Origin of the sequence: Variovorax paradoxus (assembly GCF_009755665.1) — a bacterium.
Taxonomy (GTDB): domain Bacteria; phylum Pseudomonadota; class Gammaproteobacteria; order Burkholderiales; family Burkholderiaceae_C; genus Variovorax; species Variovorax paradoxus_G.
In genome coordinates this window covers 502529-524945 of sequence record NZ_CP046622.1, presented here as the reverse complement: position 1 = coordinate 524945, position 22417 = coordinate 502529, and the positions used below count along the sequence as shown (strand labels likewise).

The following is a 22417-nucleotide window of genomic DNA, read 5'->3' as shown; positions in this document are numbered from 1 at the left end:
GCAACGAGTTCCGAATTACCGCGTGTAAGAGAAGGGCCAGATCACTATATTCATTCGTATCACGAATGCAATGGAGCTTGCCATGAGCACCCAACACCTTTCTTCGCGCTTTCATGTCAGCCTGCCGACCCGTTCCATCTTTGCGGTTCCCGACGGCGCCGGGGTGGGCATCGAATGCCGCAGCGGCTCGGTCTGGGTGACGCTCGATCACGATCCGCGCGACATCGTGCTTGCACCGGGCGAGCGGTTCGAAGGCACCGACCACCGCCGCGTGCTGGTTTCGGCGCTGGAGTCTTCGTGCATCACCATCTCCGACGCACAGCCGGCCGCCATGCCGCTGCCAACGCGGGCGAGCCGCCGGTCGCCTTGGCGACTGCCTTCTCTCGGGTTGTCCCCGGCTTGACCTGAGCGCGCCCGGCATCGAACCTCGATGCCATGGACTTTCCAAGCACTGAACGCCGCCGTCGTGACGGGCGGCTTTTTTGCGTTGGGCGCCCGATTCACGCTGTTTTCTTTTGAAGAAGGACATAACCATGGCAGAGGCATACATCGTGGCCGCGGCGCGCACGGCCGGTGGGCGACGCGGCGGCAAGCTCGCGGGCTGGCATCCGGCCGACCTGGCGGCGCAGGTGATCGACGCGCTGGTGGCCAGGAGCGGCATCGATCCGGCGGCGGTGGAAGACGTGATTCTTGGCTGCGTGAGCCAGGTGGGCGAGCAGGCAACCAACATCGCGCGCAATGCGGTGCTGGCATCCAGGCTGCCCGAATCGGTTCCGGGCACCTCGGTCGACCGGCAGTGCGGCTCGTCGCAGCAGGCGCTGCATTTCGCGGCGCAGGCCGTGATGTCGGGCAGCATGGACGCGGTGATTGCGGGCGGCGTCGAAAGCATGACGCGCGTGCCTATGTTCACGCCCAATGCCTTGCCGGCCAAGGCGGGCCTGGGCACCTACATGAGCCCGGCAATGAAGCAGCGCTATCCGGGTGTGGAGTTCAGCCAGTTCACCGGCGCCGAGATGATTGCGAAGAACTACGGCATCGAGAAGGACGAGCTCGACCGCTACGCGCTCGAAAGCCACCGGCGCGCGATTGCGGCGAGCCGCGAAGGCGCGTTCGGCGACGAGATCGTGCCGATCGAGATCCTGCTGGCGGACGGCACCGGCACCGGCGAGCAGCACACGGTGGACGAAGGCATCCGCTTCGACGCCACGCTGGAGGGCATCGCGGGCGTGAAGCTGATCGCCGAGGGCGGGCGCTGCACCGCGGCCACCGCGAGCCAGATCTGCGATGGCGCGAGCGGCGTGCTGGTGGTGAACGAACGCGGCCTGAAGGCGCTCGGCGTGAAGCCGCTCGCGCGCATTCACCACATGAGCGTGATGGGGCACGACCCGGTGATCATGCTGGAGGCTCCGCTGCCCGCGACGCAGCGCGCACTGAAGAAGGCCGGCATGCGCATCCAGGACATCGACCTGTACGAAGTGAACGAAGCCTTCGCGCCCGTGCCCATTGCCTGGTTGCAGACGCTCGACGCCGACCCGGCGCGGCTCAACGTGAACGGCGGCGCCATTGCGCTCGGCCATCCGCTCGGTGCCTCGGGCACCAAGCTCATGACGACGCTGATCCATGCGCTCGGCCGCCGCGGCAAGCGCTACGGCCTGCAGACGATGTGCGAAGGCGGCGGCATGGCCAACGTCACCATCGTGGAAAGGCTCTGATGACTGTGCAGCAACCCTACGTTCTCCATGAACTGGCCGACGGCATCGCCACGCTCACTCTGAACCTGCCGGCCAAGCTGAACCCGATTGCGCGCGAACTGCAGATCGAGCTGCGCGACACGCTGGAACGCATTCGCGACGACCGCGAAGTACGCGCGGTGATCCTGACCGGCGCCGGCAAGGCCTTTTGCGTGGGCGCGGACCTGAGCGCCATGACGCCCGGCGAAGAAGGCAAGTCGCTTGGCGACCAGACCGCCGAATGGATGCAGTCGCTCAGCAACCCGCTGATCGAAACGCTGCGCACGCTGCCTGTGCCGGTGGTGGCCGCGGTCAACGGCGCCGCGGCGGGCGCGGGTGTCGGATTGGCACTGGCGGCCGACGTGACGATTGCGGCGCGCAGCGCCTACTTCTACCTGCCCTTCTTGCCCAAGCTCGGCATCGTGCCCGACCTGGGCTGCACCTGGGCCATTCCGCGGCGCGCCGGCAGGGCGCGCGCCATGGGCATGGCACTGCTCGACGAGCGCCTGAGCGCCGGCCGCGCGGTGCAGTGGGGCCTGATCTGGGCCTGCGCCGACGACGAGCAGCTGCTCGAGGAAGCACGCGCGATTGCGCAGCGCCTCGCCCGCCTGCCGGCCCACGCGGTCATGGAGGCGCGCGACGCCTTCGAGGCCGCCGAGCGCCACACGCTGGCCGAACAACTGCACTACGAAAGCGAACGCCAGCGCGAACTGATCGACCGGCCAACGTTCCGAGAAGGCGTGAGCGCCTTCCTGCAGAAGCGCCCGCCAACATTCCCGGGGCGCTGAGGCAGCCATGATCGAACGTACGCTTTTCAGCGCCGACCACGAAGCGTTTCGCGACAGCTTCCGCCGCTTCATGGACAACGAGATCGCGCCCTTTCACGAGGCGTGGGAAGAACAGGGCTACGTCGACCGCGCCGTGTGGCCCAAGGCCGGCGAGAACGGCTTTCTCTGCATGGCGCTGCCCGAGGAATACGGCGGCGCCGGCGCCGACCTGCTCTATTCGGTGATCCAGTTCGAGGAGCTCTGGGCGCGCGGCTTCACGGGCATCGGCTTCGGGCTGCACAGCGAGATCGTGGCGCCGTACATCCTGCGCTATGGCACCGAGGCGCAGAAGCAGCACTACCTGCCCAAGCTCGCGAGCGGCGAGATGGTGGGCGCCATTGCCATGAGCGAGCCCGGCGCAGGCAGCGACCTGCAGGCGGTCAAGACCAGCGCGATCCGGCAACCTGACGGCAGCTACCTGCTCAACGGCAGCAAGACCTTCATCACCAACGGCTGGCATGCCGACCTCGTGATCGTGGTCGCCAAGACCGACCCGGCTGCGGGCGCGAAGGGCACCAGCCTGTTCCTGGTCGAACGCGGCATGGCGGGCTTCGAAAAAGGCAAGCGGCTCAAGAAGCTGGGGCTCAAGGCGCAGGACACTTCGGAGCTGTTCTTCAACGACGTGCGGCTGCCGGCAGACGCACTGCTCGGCGACGCCGCGCAACTGAACCGCGGCTTCGTTTGCCTGATGGAACAACTGCCCTGGGAGCGGCTGCAGATTGCCATCGGCGCGGTGGCGGCTTCGCAGGCTGCCATCGACCAGACCGTGGCCTACGTGAAGGAGCGCAAGGTGTTCGGGCAGCCCGTGGGCAACTACCAGAACACGCGCTACACCCTCGCCGAGCTGCAGACCGAGGTGCAGGTGGCGCAGGTGTTCGTCGACAAATGTATCGAGCTGCTGATGGCCGAAAAGCTCGATACCGCCACCGCCAGCATGGCCAAGTACTGGACCACCGACCTACAGTGCAAGGTGATGGACGAATGCGTGCAGCTGCACGGCGGCTACGGCTTCATGTGGGAGTACCCGATCACGCGGGCCTACGCCGATGCGCGGGTGCAGCGCATTTACGGCGGCACCAACGAGATCATGAAGGAAGTGATCACGCGGTCGATGGGACTCGGCGGACGCTGAAACCTGCCGAAGCCAGACACTGGCGTCTGGCTTGAGGCTGCGGGAGAATGGCCGCATGCCCATCCTCAACGCCTTCTACGCCCAGTCGGGCGGCGTCACCTCGGTCATCAATGCGTCGGCCTGCGGCGTGATCGAGACGGCACGAAAACACCCGGACCGCATCGGCAAGCTCTACGCCGGGCGCAACGGCATCATCGGCGCGCTGACCGAAGAGCTGATCGACACCGGCGCCGAACCGGACGAGGCGATTGCGGCGCTGCGCACCACGCCTTCGGGCGCCTTCGGTTCGTGCCGCTACAAGCTCAAGTCGCTCGAGAAGAACCGGCGCGAGTACGAGCGGCTCATCGAGGTGTTCAAGGCGCACGGCATCGGCTACTTCTTCTACAACGGCGGCGGCGATTCGGCCGACACCTGCTTCAAGGTGAGCCAGCTGTCGCAGTCGCTCGGTTACCCGCTGCAGGCCATTCATGTACCCAAGACCATCGACAACGACCTGCCGCTGACCGACTGCTGCCCGGGCTTCGGTTCGGTGGCCAAGTACGTGGCGGTGTCGACGCTCGAAGCCTCGTTCGACGTGCGTTCGATGGCGGCCACCTCCACCAAGGTGTTCGTGCTCGAGGTGATGGGGCGCCATGCAGGCTGGATTGCGGCGGCAGGCGGGCTCGCGGCGGACCACGGCATTCCGGTGGTGGTGCTGTTCCCCGAGATCGAATTCGACAAGGAACGCTTCATCGCGCGGGTGGACGAACTGGTGAAGCAGCACGGCTACTGCTCGGTGGTGGTGTCCGAAGGCTGCCACTACCCCGACGGTACCTTCCTGGCCGAGCAAGGCACGCGCGATGCGTTCGGCCATGCGCAGCTCGGCGGTGCGGCACCGGTGGTGGCGCAAATGGTCAAGGATGCGCTGGGCCACAAGTTCCACTGGGCCGTGGCCGACTACCTGCAGCGCGCGGCGCGGCACATTGCCTCGGCCACCGACGTTCGGCAGGCCTACGAGCTGGGGCAGCGCGCGGTCGAGCTCGCGCTGGAAGGCCACAACGCGGTCATGCCGACCATCGAGCGTACCTCTGACGCGCCCTACACCTATCGCATCGGCAGCGCACCGCTCGATGCGGTGGCGAATGTCGAAAAGCCGATGCCGCGCGACTTCATTTCGGAAGACGGCTACGGCATTACCGACAAGTGCAGGCTTTACCTGCTGCCGTTGATCGAGGGCGAGGATTACCCCGCCTACCGCAACGGCCTGCCGGTGTACGCAACGCTCCGGAATGTGGCCGTGGCGAAGAAGCTGCCGGCCTTCGAGCTCGCCTGACGGCCATGGCTGCTGTACTGGACACGATCGACGCCACGCGCTGCCCGCTCTGCGGCGAACAGAATCGCTGCGCGATGGAAGTTGCGCGCGAAACCGGCGAGCCGCAATCGCCCTGCTGGTGCATGGCGGCGGATTTTCGGAATGCACCGCTGGCGGCGGTGCCGCGGGAAATGCGCGGCAAGGCCTGCATCTGCGCGCGCTGCGCCGCAGGCACGCCTGTCGAATCCTAGGCTCCCAGGGGCCTTGCCGGCCTTTTAGAACTGCGCTGAGTTCTGCTGCTGGCTTTGCGCCTGTGACTGCTCGGCTGCCGGTTCGTTCGCCGGCGCGGCAGGCTGCGACTCCTCCGGCTGCGGCACAGTCGGCGCAGCCGCTGTGGACGAGGCGCGGTCGCGCTGCTCGGTCACCACGCAGTGGATGAACTGCAGCTTGCCCACGGCGGCGCGCGGCAGCACGAAGGGGTAGTAATCAGGCTGCCCCATGCTGCGCGACAGCTCGTTCAGCACATTGGTGAGCAGCACCCAGCCGTTCAGAAAATCCAGAAACTTGGCGGCGCCGGGATGCTCCGGCCGCCACAGGTCTTCGAGCGTGAACAGGTCGCTCGCAAGTTCGACGTTGGTGGCGTCCACGCCGAAGCTCATGGCCGTGTCGGTGGTGTCGGCCATGTGCAGGTAGTGGGCCCAGGTTTCGGCCCAGTCTTCCCACGGATGCATGCTCGCGTAGCTGCTCACGAAGTGAATCGACCAGTCGGGCGGCGGCCCCTGTTCGTAATGCCGCTGGAGTGCCGCGGTGTAGTCGGCGCGCTCGTCGCCGAAGAGCGCGCGAAACTCGTCGAGCCATTGCGTGGGCTGCACCAGCAGGTCCCAGTAGTAGTGGCCGATTTCATGGCGAAAGTGCCCGAGCAGCGTTCGGTAGGGCTCGCGCATTTCGGCGCGGATGCGTTCGCGCACGGCATCTTCGGCCTCTTCTGCGTTGAGGGTGATCACGCCGTGCTCGTGGCCTGTCATCACATGCGGGCTGCCCGGCATGTTGCTCAAGAAGTCGAACGCGAGGCCGTGCGCCGGATCGGCGTGGCGGCTCACCACCGGCAGCCCGAGCGCCAGCAGCTGCGAGATGAGCCGACGCTTCGCATGCTCGAGCTTGCGCCATAGCTCGCCGTTGCTTTCCACCGAAAGGTCTGGAATGGTGCGGTTGACGCTGCATGCCAGGCAGAAGCCCGGCGCCAGGCCGTCGGTGTTGAACGAAGGGTCGTCGCCCTCGCGCGGGGCCGGCACCATCCAGTTGCAGCTGGCTGCCGTCATGAGGTTGGCGCAGCGGCGGTATCTCTTGCCGTCCGGATTGCCGAACACCGTGAAGGTATCGGGCGCGGGGCGCTCGCCCTCCGCTGCCGGCTCGATTTCACCGGCCTCTTCGACGGGCGCGAGCGGCACCACGCCGAGCCGATCGATCACGTATCCGAGCGGCGTGCCGCAGGCCAGGCACTGGCTGTTGCGCAGGAACACCGGCCGGCCGCACTGGCAGCGGTAGGCGCGGCTTACGGTGGGCGCGGCCAGTTCGGCCGCGAGGTTGGGCGCAGCGGGCGGCGTCTGCGAATCAGCTGCACCGGCTTGGTCGCCGGGTTGGACGGCAGGTTGATCGGATTGGGGGGCCATGTCGTTTTTTGTTTTCTCGAAAGCAGTGCGGACAGCACGTGCATTGTGCGTGCCGTTCCATCGGCGCCCATTCGCGCAAAGACCGATATGCTTGTAGGACGACAGACCCGCATCCAAGCCGGGCCGTCGCCTCACGATGCCCACTCCCCGCCCGAAGCCGCACCGCCGGCCCCGCCCACCCTCGGCACCATGCGCGAACGCTACGGCCCGCGCTACCGCTGGTACCTGCTGGTCTCGGTCATGGTCGGCGTGATGGCATCGATCATGTCATCGACCATCGTCAACGTGGCGATCCCGGGCATGAGCCACCACTTCTCGCTGGGCCAGGAGCGGGCGCAATGGGTGAGTTCGGGCTTCATGGTGGCCATGACCGTCTCGATGCTCACCACGCCGTGGCTGCTGTCGCGCTACGGCTACAGGCGCACCTACGTCGGCACCATGGTGCTGCTGCTCGCGGGCGGCGTGGCGGGCGGGCTGGCCAACAACTTCACGCTGGTGCTGCTGGCGCGCGTGGCCGAAGGGCTTGCGGCCGGCGTGGTGCAGCCCATTCCGGCCATCATCATCCTGCGCGCCTTCGAGCCGCACGAGCAGGGGCGCGCCAGCGGCATCTTCGGCATGGGCGTGGTGCTGGCACCGGCCATCGGGCCGAGCATCGGCGGGGTGCTGGTCGACCTGTTCGGCTGGCGCTCGATCTTCTTCATGGTGGTGCCGTTCTGCCTGGCCTCGCTCTGGCTGGCCTACAAGTTCGTGCCCACCACGGCGCCGGGCGGCGTGGCGGCCTCGCGCGGCAGCGGGCTCGACTGGCGGGGCCTGGCACTGGGCACGGCAGGCACGCTCTGCCTGCTGAACGGGCTGGTCGAGCTGCGCGGCGACTCGCCCATCGAGGCCGCCCTGCTGCTGAGCGGTGCGCTGGCGGCCTTTGCAGGCTTCATCTGGTGGCAGCGCCGGTTCGCGTCCTCGGGCGGCACGCCGCTGATGAACCTGGGCCTCTTCCAGTACCGCCAGTTCGCCATGGGCAGCGTGGTCGCCTTCATCTACGGCACGGCGCTGTTCGGCTCGACCTACCTGCTGCCCGTGTACATGCAGGTGGGGCTGCAGCTGTCGGCCTCGCACGTCGGCACCATCCTGCTGCCGGCGGGCATCGTGCTGGCCGTGGCCATTGCGGGCGTGGGCCGCTTGGCCGACCGGCAGCCGACATGGCTGCTGGTGAGCATCGGGCTGGCGCTGCTGGCGGCCTCCTTCGCGCTGATGGTGGTGCTGAGGCTCGACAGCGCCCTGTGGCTCCTGGTGGCATTTGCCATCATCGGGCGCATCGGGCTGGGCTTCATCCTGCCTTCGCTCAACCTGGGTTCGATGCGGCCACTGGCCAAGCCGCTGATCCCGCAGGGTGCCAGCGCCATCAACTTCTTGCGCATGCTGGGCGGTGCGGCCGGCGTAAGCCTGTGCGCCATCGTGCTCGAGTGGCGGCTGGCGGCGCACGGCGATTCGCTCGCCAACCCGACGAGCAGCGCGGCGCGGCTGGCGGCTTTCGACGAGGTGTTTCTGATGCTGGCGGCGCTGTGCGCAATAGCCATTTGTGCCGCTTGGCAGTTGCGTCAACCGGCGCAACAGGAAGGGTAATCACTTAGTAGACATTCATTCCCGTCGTTTCTAATTGTTAATACTTGTTAGTTAATTTAGACGGGTGATCTACATGCAGCGCAGAAGTTTTGTCGCCTCATCGGCGGTTTTCGCCGCGGGCCTGGCCCGCCTCTCATCGGCGCACGCCGCCGAGATGGGCGTGACCGACACCGAGATCCTGCTCGGCAGCTCGGCCGTGCTGAGCGGGCCGCTCGGTTCGCAGATCAAGGTCGTGCACAACGGCGCTGCGCTGGCCTTCGATGCCGCCAACGAACAAGGCGGCGTGGGGGGGCGCAAGATCAAGCTGGTGGCGCTGGACGACGAGCTGAAGCCCGAAAAAGCGCTCGAAAACTACGGCAAGCTGCTGAACGACCACCGCGTGTTCGCCTTCTTCGGCTGCGTGGGCTCGGGCACCACGTCCGCTGCGGCCAAGCTGCTGCAGCAAAGCGGCGCGCCCAGCGTGGGCGGCTACGGCGTGGGCGACAGCGCCCGCGAGCGCGTGGCAGGCTCGGCCTACTTCGTGCGCGCCAGCAACGCCCGCGAGGCGCAAGCACTGGTCGAGCACCTGTCGACCATTGGCGTGAGCAAGATCGCGATCGCCCACCTGGACAACCCCGGCGGCCTCGAGGCGGTCAAGCTGATCGAGGCGGCCATGGCCACCCACAAGCAGACGCCCACGGTGGTGGTGGCGGTGAAGGGCGACGGCTCGACCTCGGCCGCCGCGGGCAAGACGCTTGCCGACAGCCAACCCCAGGCCGTGCTGATGTACCTGGCCGGCACGGTGACCGGCGAGGTGATCAAGGCCATGTATGCCGCCGGCAGCAAGCCGATGTTCTACGGCATGTCGGTCGTCTCGGGCGAAGTCACGGCCAAGGTGGTTCCGCTGCAGGCGGGCGGGCTGGCCATTTCGCAGGTCACGCCCTACCCCTGGGGCGAGGTGGAGGCCGTCACGCGCGACTACCGCCGCCTGGCCGAGCGCGCCCAGGTGCCGGTGGGCTACGGCAGCTTCGAGGGCTACCTGAACGGGCTGGTGATGATCGAGGCGATCAAGCGCACCGGCCGCGACCTGACGCGCGCCCGCCTGCACGCCACGCTGCGCGCGCTCAAGCTGCGCCTGGCCGGCATGGACATCGACTTTTCGACCGGCGCCACCACCGGCTCGCGCTTCATCGAAATGGTGCGCGTCACGCCTGAAGGCCGCTTCGTTCGCTGAGCGTTGGGCGGGTTCGTCCGCGGCGGCTGCGCTCGCGCTTTAATAGCGCCATGTGCCAACTGCTTGGAATGAACTGCAACACGCCCACGGACGTGACCTTCAGCTTTACGGGCTTTGCCCAGCGCGGCGGCCGCACCGACCATCACGCCGACGGCTGGGGCATCGCCTTCTTCGAGGACCGGGGGCTGCGCCACTTCGTCGATCACATGCCCGCGAGCGAATCGCCCGTGGCCGAGCTGATCCGGCGCTACCCGATCCAGAGCCGCAACGTCATTGCGCACATCCGCAAGGCCACGCAGGGCGCCATCAACCTGCAGAACTGCCACCCTTTCGTTCGCGAACTGTGGGGCCGCTACTGGGTGTTTGCCCACAACGGCGACCTGAAGGACTTTCGCCCGCGCCTGCACGGCAACTTTCATCCCGTGGGCAACACCGACAGCGAACACGCCTTCTGCTGGCTCATGCAGGAGCTGGCCAAGTCGCATGCGGGCGTGCCGAGCATCGAGGAGCTCACGCTCACGCTGCGCGAACTGGCGCCGCAGCTCGCGCGCCACGGCACCTTCAACTTCATGCTCTCGAACGGCCAGGCGCTCTGGGCGCATGCCTCCACCAACCTCTGGTACGTGGAACGGCGCCATCCCTTCGTGACCGCGCAGCTCGCGGACGAAGACCTCGAGATCGACTTTGCGCGGCACACCACGCCCAACGACCGCGTGGCCGTGGTGGTGACCGCGCCGCTCACGAGCAACGAGAGCTGGACGCCTTTTGTGCCGGGCGAGCTGCACGTGTTTGTGGACGGGCAACGCTTCGGGCACTGAGGCGTTTCTACTGACACTTTTTCGCAACATTGCGAGAAAGTATCGGCAAACCGGTTCGACGGGGTAACAATAATGCTTCTCATTTGCGCCCCTTTCGAACTTTTCAATGTCTTCTTCATCCTCCTTCCTGCGCGCGAGCCTGCGCCCGACCGTTGCCGCCACGCTGCTCGCACTTCACGCATTGGCCGCTTCCGCCCAGACCGCCGCGCCGGCTGAAGCCGCCGGCACCCTCGGCACCGTCACCGTCGAAGCCAGCGCCGACGCCTCGGCCGAAGGCCTGACCAAGCCTTACGCCGGCGGCCAGGTGGCGCGCGGCGGGCGCGTCGGCATCCTGGGCAACCAGGACATGATGAGCACGCCGTTCTCGAGCACCAACTACACCAACGAGCTCATCCAGGACCAGCAGGCCAAGAGCGTTGCCGACGTGCTGCTCAACGATCCGTCGGTGCGCCAGGCGCGCGGCTTCGGCAATTTCCAGGAACTCTACGTGGTGCGCGGCTTCCCCGTGTACTCGGACGACGTGGCCTACAACGGCCTCTACGGCATGCTGCCGCGCCAGTACATCGCCTCTGAATTCTTCGAGCGCGTGGAAGTGTTCCGCGGCGCAAACACCTTCCTGAACGGCGCGGCGCCCGGCGGCAGTGGCATCGGCGGCGCAATCAACCTGCTGCCCAAGCGCGCGCCGAACGAGCCGCTCACGCGCGTCGGCTTCGGCGTGCAAACCGGTGGCCAAGGCTACGTGAACCTCGACCTGGCGCGCCGCTTCGGCCCCGACGACAGCCTGGGCGTGCGCGTGAATGCCGTGCGCCGGGAAGGCGGAACCGGCGTCCACAAAGAGAGCCAGCAGCTCAGCGCCTTCGCCGTCGGCGTGGACTGGCGCAACCGCAACGTGCGCCTGTCGGCCGACTTCGGCTACCAGGACTACGACCTGAAGGACGGCCGCCCGAGCCTCACGCCCTCGTCGGCGCTGCCGATTCCGCGTGCACCCGACGCCAGCACCAACTTTGCGCAGCCCTGGACCTACTCGAAGGAAAAGGACAAGTTCGCCACCTTCCGCGGTGAAGTCGACATCACCGACAACATCACCGCCTGGGCCGCCGGCGGCGTGCGCCGCAGCGACGAAGACAACGTGCTGGCGAACCCGACGCTCGCCGACGCGTTCGGCAACACCAGCGGCACGCGTTTCAGCAACACGCGCAAGGACCGCATCGGCACCGCCGAGATCGGCGTGCGCGGCAATTTCGTGACCGGACCGGTGAAGCACACGGTGGTGGCTTCGGCCGCCACATACAGCAACGACCGCGACAACGCCTACACGATCTCGCGCGGCAGCCTGCGCAACAACATCTACGCGCCGTACGCCTCGCCGTTCCCGGTGGCCAACGGCTTCACCGGCAACACGCTGGAAGACCCGCGCCTGACCGACAAGATCGAGACCTCGAGCGTTGCGGTGGCCGACACCATGTCCTTCATGGACGACCGCCTGCTCGTCACGCTCGGCGTGCGTCGCCAGACCATCAAGCAAACCAGCTTCGCCTACAACACGATCAAGGAAACGAGCGCCTACGACGAGAGCAAGACCACGCCGGTGGCCGGCATCGTGTTCAAGGTCACGCCGAGCACCTCGGTCTACGCGAACTACATCGAAGGCCTCGTCAAGGGCAACGTGGCACCCGGCACCGTCAACAGCCGACCGGTCACCAACGCCGGCGAGGTGTTCGCGCCGTACCAGGCCAAGCAGAAGGAAATCGGCGTCAAGTACGACGGCGGCACGATCGGTGCAAGCGCTGCCTTCTTCACCACCGACCAGCCGACCTACCAATACGAGGGCCAGACCTACGGCCTCTACGGCAAGCAGCGCAACCAGGGCCTCGAGTTCTCGGTGTTCGGCCAGCCTGCCAAGGGCCTGCGCCTGCTGGGCGGCTTGACGCTGCTCGACGCGAAGCAGAAGAACACCCAAGGCGGTGCGACCGACGGCTTCACCGCCATCGGCGTGGCCAAGCAGCAGGCCAACCTCGGCGCGGAGTGGGACGTGCCGGGCGTGCGCAACCTGTCGCTGAATGCGCGCCTGCTGTACACCTCCAAGCAGTACGCCAATGCCGCCAACACGCAGCAGATTCCGGGCTGGACGCGCTTCGACATCGGCGCGCGCTACTTGGTCGACCTGGGCAACGGGCGCCTGCTCACGCTGCGCGCGCGCATCGACAACCTGTTCAACAAGTCGTACTGGGCGTCGGTGGGCGGCACGCAAGGCTCCAACTACCTGGTCCTGGGCGCACCGCGCACCTTCGCGGTGAGCGGCACCATCGATTTCTGATGCGCGCCTTCTGGACCGCAGTGCACCGCTTCGCGGGGCTCGCGATTGCACTGTTCCTGATCGTCTCGGGCCTGACCGGCGCCGTGATCTCGTGGGACCACGAGATCGACGGCTGGCTCAACAGCGAGCTCTACGACACGGACTCGCGCGGCCCGTTCCGCGACCCCTTCGAGCTCGCGGCCGCGGTAGAGGCGCACGACCCGCGCGTGCGGGTCGCGTACATGCCGCTCGGCTTCGAGGAAGGGCACGCGGCCGGCTACTTCGTGCAGCCGCGCACCGATCCCGCCACGGGCAAGCCTTATCAGCTCGGCTACAACCGCGTGTACGTCGATCCGGTGACGGCCGAGATCCGCGGCCGGCGCGATTCGGCTGCGATCTCGCTCAGGCCCGAGACGCTGATGCCCTTCCTTCGCAAGCTGCACTACACGCTGCATGTGCCGGCCGTCTGGGGCACCGACCGGCTAGGCCACGGGATCATGGGCACGGTGGCGCTGGTGTGGCTGCTCGACAGCTTCGTCGCGCTCTATCTCACGACACCCCGGCGCCAGCGCCAAGCCGCGCACCCCGAGCACCGCGGCGCGCGCGAATGGTGGCGGCGCTGGAAGCCCGCATGGGCCGTGCGCTGGGCGGCCGGCGGCTACAAGCTCAACTTCGACCTGCACCGCGCGGGTGGGCTGTGGATATGGGTGCTGATCATCATCATCGCCTTCACCTCGTTCTCGCTGAATCTCTACAAGGAAATCTTCCACCCGATGCTGTCGCTGGTGTCGAAGACCACGCCGGGGCCGTCGGCACTGGTGCCGCTCGCGCCGCTGGGCGCGCGCATCGAACCCACGATCGGCTTCCGCCAGATCGTGGCCGACGCCGAGGCCGAAGCACGCCGGCGCGGCTGGACCACACCGCTCGGCGGCGTGTTCTACAACCAGCGCGGCGGCTTCTACAACGTGTCGTTCTTCGACCACGCCTCGCACGACGACAGCGACGGCATGGGCCTGTCGAACCTCTACCTGGACGGCCGCGACGGCCACATCATCAGCAGCAACCGGCCGTGGCACGGCACCGCCGCCGACGTGTTCGCGCAGCTGCAATTGCCGCTGCACGGCGGGCGCATCCTGGGGCTGCCCGGACGCATCCTGATGTCGCTCATGGGGTTGGCGGTGGCGGGCCTGTCCGTCACGGGCATCGTGATCTGGTGGCGCAAGCGGCGCGCGCGGCTGATGCAGGCGCGGCGCGAGCGCGAGGCGCTACCCGAGGAACTCAGCGTGGTGCGGCAAGGTGCGCTTCGAGCGCATCGATGAACATCTTCGGCACGTCGAAGCCGGTCTGCTCGGTGATCTCCTGAAAGCAGGTCGGGCTCGTCACGTTGATCTCGGTGACCGAGTCGCCGATCACGTCGAGCCCGATCAAGAGCAGCCCGCGCGGCGCGAGCACCCGGCCAATGGCCTCCGCGATTTCGCGGTTGCGCGCCGTGAGCGGCTGCGCCACGCCCTTGCCGCCGGCTGCCAGGTTGCCGCGCACCTCGGTGCCTTGCGGAATGCGCGCCAGCACAAAAGGCGCCGGCTCGCCCGCGATGATCAGGATGCGCTTGTCGCCCTGCACGACCTCGGGCACGAAGCGCTGCACCATGATGGTTTCGGCGCCGTCCTTGTTGAGCGTCTCGACGATGGAGCCCAGGTTCAGCGCGTCCTGCTTCACGCGGAAGATGCCCATGCCGCCCATGCCGTCGAGCGGCTTCAGGATGATGTCGCCATGCTCGGCATGAAAGTCGCGCACGGCCTGCGCGCTGCGCGTGACCAGCGTGGGCGTGACGAACTGCGGAAACTCCATGATCGCGAGCTTCTCGGGATGGTCGCGCAACGCGCTCGGCTTGTTCACCACGCGCGCGCCTTCGCGCTCGGCCTGCTCGAGCAGGTGCGTGGCGTAGATGTACTCGGCGTCGAAGGGCGGGTCCTTGCGCATCAGCACGGCATCGAAGTCCTTCAGCGCCTTGGCCTCGCTGATGTCGACGCGGTACCAGTCCCTTGCGTCTCCGGTGAGCGTGATCTGCTGCACCGTGGCGGTGACCTGCCCGCCCGACTTCCACTGGATGTCCTGCGGCAGGCAGGCGGCGATGCGATAGCCGCGGCGCTGGGCCTCGCGCATCATCGAGAAGGTGGTGTCCTTGTAGATCTTGAAATGGTCGAGCGGATCGGCGACGAAGAGGATGTTTTTCATCAGGGAGTCTTTCCGGCGCCGGGTGTGGCCGCCATGTTGCTGCTGTCTGGCGCGATGTTGCCGGAAGCGGCGATGTCCTTGCCGGCGGAGGCCTTTGCCTTCGTGCGCCCGGCCTGCTGCACCGCCAATGCCAGCGCACCGGCCACCACGCCCCAGAAGGCCGAGCCGATGCCAAGGATGGCCACGCCCGAGAGCGTGACCAGGAAGGTGATGATCGCGGCCTCGCGGTGCGGCTCGTCGCGCACCGCGCCAGCCAGCCCGCTGCCGATGGTGCCCAGCAGTGCCAGGCCGGCAATGGCGGCGACCAGTTCTTTCGGAAAGGCCGTGAGCAGCCCGGTGACCGCCGCGCCGAAGAACGCGATCACCACGTAGATGGCGCCGCAGCTTGCGGCCGCCGTGTAGCGCCGCCCCGGGTCTTCATGCGCCTCGCGGCCCATGCAGATGGCGGCGCTGATGGCGCCCAGGTTCAAGGCAAAGGCGCCGAAGGGCGCCAGCACCAGCGTTGCCAGCCCGGTGATGGTGATGAGCTTGCTGACCGGCAGATCGCCGTAGCCCGCCGCACGTATCGTTGCCACGCCCGGCAGGTTCTGCGAAGCCATGGTGACGATGAAAAGCGGCAGAGCCAGGCTGACGATGGCCTGCCAGCTGAACACCGGCATGGTGAACACCGGCCATGTGAGCGAGAAGTGCACCGTCGACCAGCTCAGCTCGCCGCGCGCGGCCACGAAGGCAATGGCGGCCAGCAGCGTGAGCGGCACCGCATAGCGCGGCAGCAGGCGCTTGGCGACCAGGTAGGTGCCGAGCATCAGCAACACCAGCGGCAGCGCCGTTTTGGCGGCAATGAACGCATCGAGCCCGAAGCGCGCGAGCACACCGGCAAGCAGCGCCGAGGCAATCGCCATCGGAATCTTGTTCATGACCCGTTCGAACCAGCCCGTGGCGCCCGCCAGCACGATCAGCGCGGCGCAGGCGATGAAAGCGCCGACCGCCTCGCCCATGCCGTAGCTGCCCGCCGCGACGGCAAGCACGGCGGCGCCCGGCGTGCTCCAGGCAATCATCACCGGCTTGCGCCACCAGAGCGACAGCACGATGGAAGGCAGGCCCATGCCTATGCCCAGCGCCCACATCCACGAGGCCGCGATCTCGGGCGTGGCACCAAAAGCCTGCGCGGCCTGGAACACGATGGCCACCGAACTCGTGAAGCCCACGAGCACGGCGACGAAGCCCGCGGTAAAGGCGGAAAGGCTCAGATCCTTGAAGAAACGCATCGGCCGATTGTGCCGGGGACGCCGGGCCTCCAGAACAGGCGATTCGGCGCGGGACTTGCTTTGGCATCGTCATGCCATTGCCATGCACCGCATGGCCTCATGCCGGAGAAACCATGGACCCACTTGCTTCGCCCGATGCGCCCGCACCCCCGGGCCCTGCCACGCCCGCCGAGGTCGTCGACGAATTCCTTCGCCTCGTGATGATTCCCGACCCGCAATCGGCCTCGCGCTTTACCGCGCCCGACATCCGCATTCGCTTTACCGGCAATCGCACCATGCACGCGCCCGGAGACACCTCGGCCTTCAACGCGAAGCGCTATGCCTGGGTGAAGAAGAAGATCGAGCGCACCGAAACCGTGGCCGGCGGCACGCCGGAGGAAACGGTGGTCTACAGCCTGGGCACGCTCTACGGTGCCTGGCCGGACGGCATGGCCTTCGAAGGCAACCGCTATGTCGACCGCTACCTGGTGCGCCACGGGCTCATCGTGCAGATGGACGTGTGGAACGACAGCGCCGAATGGCTCCTGGTGCGGGCCGGGCTGGCGGTGCTGTGAGGCCCTGCAGATGACGGCACGCTGGCCAGATGGGCTCCCCACGCACGGCCGCTTCGGCTACAGCCCCATCACGCGGCGGCCCGGCTACGCCTGGCCGAACGGGGCGCGGCTGGCCGTGTACATAGGCTTCAACATCGAGCACTTTGCATTCGGCGACGGGCTGGGTGCCTGCATCGGCCCGGCCTCGCCCGAGCCCGATGTGCTGAACCACGGCTGGCGCGAATACGGCAACCGCGTGGGCGCCTGGCGCTGCCTCGAGTTGTTCGATTCACTGGCACTGCCCACGGGCGCGCTCATCAACACGGCGCTCTACGACCATTGCCCGCAGCTGGTGCAAGCCTGCGTGGCGCGCGGCGACGAACTCATTGGCCACGGCCACAGCAATGCGGAACGCCAGGGCGGCTGGGACGAAGCACACGAACGCGCGCTGCTGGTGCGTTGCCGCGAGCGCATGCTGGGGGAAAGCGGCCAGGCGCCCGCCGGATGGCTGTCACCCTGGATTTCAGAAAGCGCCGTCACGCCCGACCTGCTGGCCGAGACCGGCTATGGCTACACGCTCAACTGGTGCCACGACGACCAGCCGGTGCGCATGCGCACGCGCGGCGGCGGTTCGATCTGGTCGGTGCCGTATCCGCAGGAGCTCAACGACATTCCGATGATCGTGGGCCGCCTGATGGACGCCAAGGACTTCAGCGCGATGATCGTCGACAACTTCGACGAGATGCTCGAGCAGTCGCGCGCGCAACCGCTGGTGATGGGGCTGGCGCTCCACCCTTACATCGTGGGCCAGCCGTATCGGCTGAGGCACCTGCGAACGGCGCTGGCGCACCTGGCGCGTGCGCGCGACCGCGGCGAGATATGGGTCACCACGCCGGGCGCGATTGCGGCGCACATGACGCAGCTCGCGGCGGAGCGGCCGGCGGACTTCGCTTGAGCCCGGCGCCGCGCGCGCGGCCCGTCAGATCTCGATCTTCGAGCCCAGTTCCACCACCGCGTTGTTCGGCAGCCCCAGGAATGCGGCCGCGCCGCTTGCGTTGTGGTGCATCTGCGCGAACAGCTTTTCACGCCACGGCGCCATGCCGCTGCCGAGCGTGGGAATGACGACGTCGCGCGAGAGGAAGTAGCTCGTCGCCATGGGCTCGAGCTGGCAGCCGCGCAAGCGCGCGTGGTCCAGAGCGCGCGGCAGGTCGACGTCGTTCTTGAAGCCGTAGTGCACGATGATCTGCCAGCAATGGTGGCCGAGCGCCTCGATCTCGATGCGCTTGTCCATCGGGATCCAGGGCACCTCGTGGTTGCGCACGGTGACGAACATGTTCTGCTCGTGCAGCACCTTGTTGTGCTTCAGGTTGTGCAGCAGCGCATTGGGCACCACGCCGGGCTCGGCGGTCAGAAACACCGCCGTGCCTTCCACGCGCGCGGGCGGGCTTTCGAACACGGAGTCGAGAAAGGCCTTGAGCTCGATCGCATCGGCGCGCTGCACCTCGCCCATGAGGCGGCGGCCTTCCTTCCAGGTGATCATCAAGGTGAACACGAAGCCGCCGATCACCAGCGGGAACCAGCCGCCTTCGAACAGCTTGAGCAGGTTGGACGCGAAGAACAGGAAGTCGACCACGAAGAAGACCGCCGTGGACGCGATGCACAGCGCCAGCGGCAGCTTCCACGCATAGCGGATCACGAAGAAGGTCAGCACCGTGGTGATGAGCATGTCGGTGGTGACCGCAATGCCGTAGGCGGCGGCCAGGCTGCTCGACGAGCGGAACATGACCACGGCCAGCACGATGGCCACGAACAGGCCCCAGTTGACCAGCGGAATGTAGATCTGCCCGGCCGTGCGCACGCTCGTGTGCTCGATGTTCAGGCGCGGCAGGTAGCCCAGCTGGATGACCTGGCGCGTGACGCTGAAGGCGCCGGTAATGAGCGCCTGCGACGCGATGACGGTGGCCGCCGTGGCCAGCAGCACCAGCGGAATGAGCGCCCATTCAGGCGCCATCATGAAGAACGGGTTCTTCACCGCATCGGGGTTCTCGAGCAGCAATGCGCCCTGCCCGAAGTAGTTGAGCGTGAGCGCCGGCATCACGACCGTGAACCATGCCACGCGGATCGGCCGCTTGCCGAAGTGGCCCAGGTCGGCATAGAGCGCCTCGGCGCCGGTCACGCACAGCACGGTGGCGCCCAGCAGAATGAAGCTGGTGCCGGGGTTGTCCCACATGAACTTCAGCGCGAACCAGGGGTTCAGCGCCTTGAGGATTTCGGGGTGGTGAACGATCTGCGACACGCCGAGCACTGCAATGGCCAGGAACCACGCCAGCGTGATCGGGCCGAAGAACTTGCCGATGCCCGCGGTACCGCGCTTTTGCACCACGAAGAGGCAGAACAGCACCACCAACGTGATCGGCAGCACATAGTGCTTGAAGTGGGGCGACACCACTTCGAGGCCCTCCACCGCGGAAAGCACCGAAATGGCGGGCGTGATGACGCCGTCGCCATAGAAGAGCGAGGTGCCGAAGATGCCCACCAGCAGCAGCACGTTGCGCAGCCTGGGCTTGTCGGCCACCGCGCGCGAGGCCAGCGCCAGCATGGCAACCAGGCCGCCCTCGCCTTCGTTGTCGGCCCGCAGCACCAGCACCACGTACTTGATCGACACGATGACGGTGAGCGTCCAGAAGAACATCGACAGGATGCCGTAGACGTTCTCGACAGTGAAAGGCAGGTGGCCGTGGCCGAACACTTCCTTGACTGCATACAGCACGCTGGTGCCGATGTCGCCATAGACGACACCGATGGTGCCGATGATCAAGGCGGCGGCGGAAGAAGATTTGGGAGGTGACACGAAGTCGATGGGAAAAAGAGCGAATTGCAAGCGCGTAACCAGGCGTTACGCGCACCGGACTGCTGCCGCGGTGGAGTTTCCAGCCGCTGCGCGCACCCTCCGCCCTTTTCTTTCCTTTGCTGTGGGGCCGCTATTTTGCCGCCGACCGCACCCGCCGCAACCCGCTCGGCAAAATCATTCGTAGATTTCGGCGTCCGGATCGGTGGCTTCCATCTCGTAGCTGGCCGCCACCATGGCCAGGCGGCCCACCACGCCATACATGTAGAAGCGGTTGGGCGCGCTCGCGCCGGGCTTGGCGCCGGGCTGCGGCAGATGCGCGCTTTCGGAGAAAGCCAGCGGCACGAAGCTCGCGCCCGGCGACTTGAGGTTCTCGTCCGGGGCGCGCTCCGCGTGCACGCGGTAGAAGCCGCCCACTACATAGCGGTCCATCATGTAGACCACCGGTTCGGCCACGCCGTTGTGCACCCGCTCGTTGGTCAGCACGCCTTCCTGGACGATCACTTCGCCGGGGCCGCGCAGTTCCCTGGCCGCGGCGGCCTTGGTGCTTGCTGCGGCGCGGGGCTTTCCGACCAGGCCTTCGACCTCTTTGGCGTCGTGCACCGTGATCACGCCCGGGCCGTCGCTGCCGGTATGGCCCTTGACGATCACGAAGGGCTTCTCGTTGATGCCATATTCCTTGTACTTGCGGCGCACCTTGGTCAGCACCGCGTCCACATGGCTGGTCAGCACGTCGATGCCGCGGCCTTCGGCAAAGTCGACGCCTTCAGTGCGCGCATAGATGGGATTGATGAGCCAGGGGTCGATGCCCAGCAGCTTGCCGAATCGCTTGGAAAGCTCTTCGTAGCTGTGCAGGTGATTGCTCTTGCGCCGCACCGACCAGCCGGCGTGCAGCGGCGGCAGCAGGTACTGCTCGTGCAGGTCTTCCAGGATGCCCGGCGTGCCGGCCGAAAGCTCGTTGTTGAGCAGGATGGTGCAGGGGTCGAAGTTCTTGAGCCCCAGGCGCCGCTTGCTGCGCACCACAGGCTCCAGGCACACGGTTTCGCCGTTGGGCAGTTCGATTTTCTTGGGCGACTTGATTGCCGGATCGATCGACCCCACCCGCACGTTGAGTCCCGCCATGTGGAAGATGCGCACCAGTTGCGCAATGTTGGCGAGATAGAAGGTGTTCTTCGAGTGGTTCTCGGGAATGACGAGCAGGTTGCGCGCCTCCGGACAGATCTTCTCGATGGCGGCCTGCGCGGCCTGCACCGCCAGCGGCAGCATCTCCTTGGTGAGATTGTTCCAGCCGCCCGGGAAAAGATTGGTGTCGACCGGCGCAAGCTTGAAGCCGGCGTTGCGGATGTCGACGGCGCTGTAGAACGGCGGCGTGTGCTCCATCCATTCGAGCCGGAACCAGCGCTCAATGGCGGGCGTCGAGTCGAGTACCCGCTGCTCCAGTTCGTTGATCGGGCCGGTCAGGGCGGTGACGAGATGCGGAACCATGCGGCGGCCTTGTTGGTTTTGTACTTGAAGGTAGAGCGGAATTGTAGGATTTGGGGGTGGCCGCCCCAATGACAAGACTACGTATGGCAGTCTTGGTTCAATCCGCCCGCCTTCGGTGCATCAACTCCGGACTTCGCCCTGCCCAAGCACCACATACTTGAGCGAGGTCAGCCCTTCGATGCCGACCGGCCCGCGCGCATGGAATTTGTCGGTGCTGATGCCGATCTCGGCCCCCAGGCCAAACTCGAAACCGTCTGCGAAGCGTGTGCTCGCATTGACCATGACGCTCGCCGAATCGACCTCGCGCAGAAAACGCTGCGCATGAACGTGGTCGCGCGTGACGATGGCGTCGGTGTGATGGCTCGAGTAGCGGTTGATGTGCGCAATGGCCTCATCGACGCCCTCGACCACCTTGATGCTGATCACCGCGGCAAGGTATTCCTCGGACCAGTCGGACTCGACCGCATCGACGATTTTTCCGCTTGAACCGACGGCATCGTCCGCGCGCAGGATGCGGGCCGCGACCGGGTCGCAGCGCATTTCCACGCCCTTGGCCGCAAAGATGGCCCCAATGCGGGGCAGGAAGTCTTCGGCCACCGCCGCCGACACCAGCAGGCCCTCGGCCGCGTTGCAGGGGCTGTATTTCTGGGTCTTGGCGTTGTCGACGATGCGCAGCGCCATTTCAAACTCTGCCGTGTCGTCCACGTAGACGTGGCAGTTGCCGTCCAGGTGCTTGATGACCGGCACCTTGGCATCGCGGCTGATGCGCTCGATCAGGCCCTTGCCGCCGCGTGGAATGATCACGTCCACGAACTCGGGCATGGCGATGAGCTGGCCCACGGCCTCGCGGTCGGTGGTCTGCACCAATTGCACCGCCTCGACCGGCAGGCCGGCCTCGGCCAGCGCCTCGGACACCAGCAGCGCCAGCGCCTTGTTCGATTCGATGGCCTCCGAGCCGCCACGCAAGATCGCCGCGTTGCCGCTCTTGATGGCCAGGCTCGCGGCTTCGATGGTCACGTTGGGGCGGCTCTCGTAGATCATGCCGAACACGCCAATGGGCACGCGCATCTGGCCCACGCGAATGCCGCTGGGCTGCTGCTTCATGCCGATGATCTCGCCGATCACGTCCGCCATGCCCGCGAGCTGCTCGCAGCCCTGCGCCACGGTCTCGATGACCTTGGGCGTGAGTTTGAGTCGGTCGACCATCGGGGCCGACAGGCCCGCGGCCGTGGCGCGCTCCAGGTCCTTCTGGTTGGCCTCGGAAAGGCCGGGGCCGGCTTCGCGCAGGCGCTTGGCCAGGGCCTTCAATGCTCTGTTTTTGGTAGCTGCATCCGCACGGGCCATGAGGAATGCGGCGGATTTGGCTTGCAGGCCAAGGGCCTGCATGTGCTCGCTGACGTTGAACGCGTTCATGTCGGCATTTTCCTGCATTTGGATCAACCCCGGGCTTT

At 66.7% G+C, this 22417-nt stretch carries 19 protein-coding genes; 13 read left to right on the top strand and 6 right to left on the bottom strand.

Translation table 11 applies throughout. From position 1 onward, the window contains the following. Window positions 1-82: 82 nt before the first annotated feature. The 6 genes from GOQ09_RS02435 (at window position 83) to GOQ09_RS02410 (ending at window position 5231) form a co-directional block, all read left to right on the top strand. Entirely contained in the window at window positions 83-403 is a 321-nt protein-coding gene (locus GOQ09_RS02435) for a DUF2917 domain-containing protein (RefSeq protein WP_157611723.1), read from the top strand. A gap of 130 nt (window positions 404-533) precedes the next feature. Continuing rightward, window positions 534-1712 carry an acetyl-CoA C-acetyltransferase gene (locus GOQ09_RS02430; RefSeq protein ID WP_157611722.1) on the top strand — a complete coding sequence of 393 codons (1179 nt, stop codon included), beginning with the start codon at window positions 534-536 and terminating at the stop codon, window positions 1710-1712. After that, window positions 1712-2518 carry an enoyl-CoA hydratase-related protein gene (locus tag GOQ09_RS02425; protein ID WP_157611721.1) on the top strand — a complete coding sequence of 269 codons (807 nt, stop codon included), beginning with the start codon at window positions 1712-1714 and terminating at the stop codon, window positions 2516-2518. The genes GOQ09_RS02430 and GOQ09_RS02425 overlap by 1 nt, the downstream gene beginning before the upstream one ends. Before the next feature lie 7 nt (window positions 2519-2525). Next, window positions 2526-3689: an acyl-CoA dehydrogenase family protein gene (locus tag GOQ09_RS02420; RefSeq protein ID WP_157611720.1), complete on the top strand. Its 1164-nt coding sequence runs from the start codon at window positions 2526-2528 to the stop codon at window positions 3687-3689. A gap of 55 nt (window positions 3690-3744) precedes the next feature. After that, entirely contained in the window at window positions 3745-5001 is a 1257-nt protein-coding gene (locus tag GOQ09_RS02415) for a 6-phosphofructokinase (protein ID WP_157611719.1), read from the top strand. 5 nt (window positions 5002-5006) lie between these two features. Further along, the gene (locus GOQ09_RS02410) at window positions 5007-5231 is read left to right on the top strand and encodes a cysteine-rich CWC family protein (protein WP_157611718.1); all 225 of its coding nucleotides are present in this window, start codon (window positions 5007-5009) and stop codon (window positions 5229-5231) included. 24 nt (window positions 5232-5255) lie between these two features. Here GOQ09_RS02410 and GOQ09_RS02405 read toward each other — a convergent pair whose 3' ends face one another. Continuing rightward, a complete protein-coding gene (locus GOQ09_RS02405) occupies window positions 5256-6650 on the bottom strand; it encodes a zinc-binding metallopeptidase family protein (RefSeq protein WP_157611717.1) in 1395 nt (464 codons plus the stop codon). Between the two features lie 189 nt (window positions 6651-6839). Between GOQ09_RS02405 and GOQ09_RS02400 the strand changes: the two genes are divergently transcribed. The 5 genes from GOQ09_RS02400 to GOQ09_RS02380 all read left to right on the top strand — a co-directional run bounded on the left by GOQ09_RS02400 (window position 6840) and on the right by GOQ09_RS02380 (window position 13916). Beyond that, on the top strand, window positions 6840-8270 hold the full coding sequence (locus GOQ09_RS02400; protein ID WP_157616549.1) for an MFS transporter: 1431 nt from the start codon (window positions 6840-6842) through the stop codon (window positions 8268-8270). A 73-nt stretch (window positions 8271-8343) separates the two neighbouring features. Continuing rightward, entirely contained in the window at window positions 8344-9483 is a 1140-nt protein-coding gene (locus GOQ09_RS02395; protein WP_157611716.1) for an ABC transporter substrate-binding protein, read from the top strand. Between the two features lie 50 nt (window positions 9484-9533). After that, window positions 9534-10301, top strand: coding sequence for a class II glutamine amidotransferase (locus tag GOQ09_RS02390; RefSeq protein ID WP_157611715.1), 768 nt, complete (start codon window positions 9534-9536; stop codon window positions 10299-10301). A 106-nt stretch (window positions 10302-10407) separates the two neighbouring features. Next, on the top strand, window positions 10408-12618 hold the full coding sequence (locus GOQ09_RS02385; protein ID WP_157611714.1) for a TonB-dependent receptor: 2211 nt from the start codon (window positions 10408-10410) through the stop codon (window positions 12616-12618). After that, entirely contained in the window at window positions 12618-13916 is a 1299-nt protein-coding gene (locus GOQ09_RS02380; RefSeq protein ID WP_157611713.1) for a PepSY-associated TM helix domain-containing protein, read from the top strand. The genes GOQ09_RS02385 and GOQ09_RS02380 overlap by 1 nt, the downstream gene beginning before the upstream one ends. Here GOQ09_RS02380 and gshB read toward each other — a convergent pair. Beyond that, window positions 13876-14832: a glutathione synthase gene (gene gshB / locus GOQ09_RS02375; protein WP_157611712.1), complete on the bottom strand. Its 957-nt coding sequence runs from the start codon at window positions 14830-14832 to the stop codon at window positions 13876-13878. The two genes, GOQ09_RS02380 and gshB, sit on opposite strands and share 41 nt — an antisense overlap. Beyond that, window positions 14832-16100: a benzoate/H(+) symporter BenE family transporter gene (locus tag GOQ09_RS02370; RefSeq protein WP_157611711.1), complete on the bottom strand. Its 1269-nt coding sequence runs from the start codon at window positions 16098-16100 to the stop codon at window positions 14832-14834. Before GOQ09_RS02370 ends, gshB begins: the two co-directional genes overlap by 1 nt. Window positions 16101-16213: 113 nt before the next feature. Here GOQ09_RS02370 and GOQ09_RS02365 point away from each other — a divergent pair, with 113 nt between their 5' ends. Beyond that, a complete protein-coding gene (locus GOQ09_RS02365) occupies window positions 16214-16654 on the top strand; it encodes a nuclear transport factor 2 family protein (RefSeq protein ID WP_157611710.1) in 441 nt (146 codons plus the stop codon). Between the two features lie 10 nt (window positions 16655-16664). Further along, window positions 16665-17588 (top strand): polysaccharide deacetylase family protein, encoded by a 924-nt coding sequence (locus tag GOQ09_RS02360; RefSeq protein WP_157611709.1) that lies wholly within the window; start codon window positions 16665-16667, stop codon window positions 17586-17588. A 24-nt stretch (window positions 17589-17612) separates the two neighbouring features. Here the strand turns inward: GOQ09_RS02360 and GOQ09_RS02355 are convergent, their stop codons facing one another. The 3 genes from GOQ09_RS02355 to GOQ09_RS02345 all read right to left on the bottom strand — a co-directional run bounded on the left by GOQ09_RS02355 (window position 17613) and on the right by GOQ09_RS02345 (window position 22379). Further along, a complete protein-coding gene (locus GOQ09_RS02355) occupies window positions 17613-19484 on the bottom strand; it encodes a potassium transporter Kup (protein ID WP_157611708.1) in 1872 nt (623 codons plus the stop codon). A 174-nt stretch (window positions 19485-19658) separates the two neighbouring features. Next, window positions 19659-20966 carry a glutamate--cysteine ligase gene (gene gshA, locus GOQ09_RS02350; protein WP_157611707.1) on the bottom strand — a complete coding sequence of 436 codons (1308 nt, stop codon included), beginning with the start codon at window positions 20964-20966 and terminating at the stop codon, window positions 19659-19661. Window positions 20967-21086: 120 nt separating this feature from the next. Continuing rightward, complete coding sequence (locus GOQ09_RS02345) at window positions 21087-22379, bottom strand: glutamate-5-semialdehyde dehydrogenase (RefSeq protein WP_207309912.1); 1293 nt, start codon at window positions 22377-22379, stop codon at window positions 21087-21089. Between the last annotated feature and the right edge of the window lie 38 nt (window positions 22380-22417).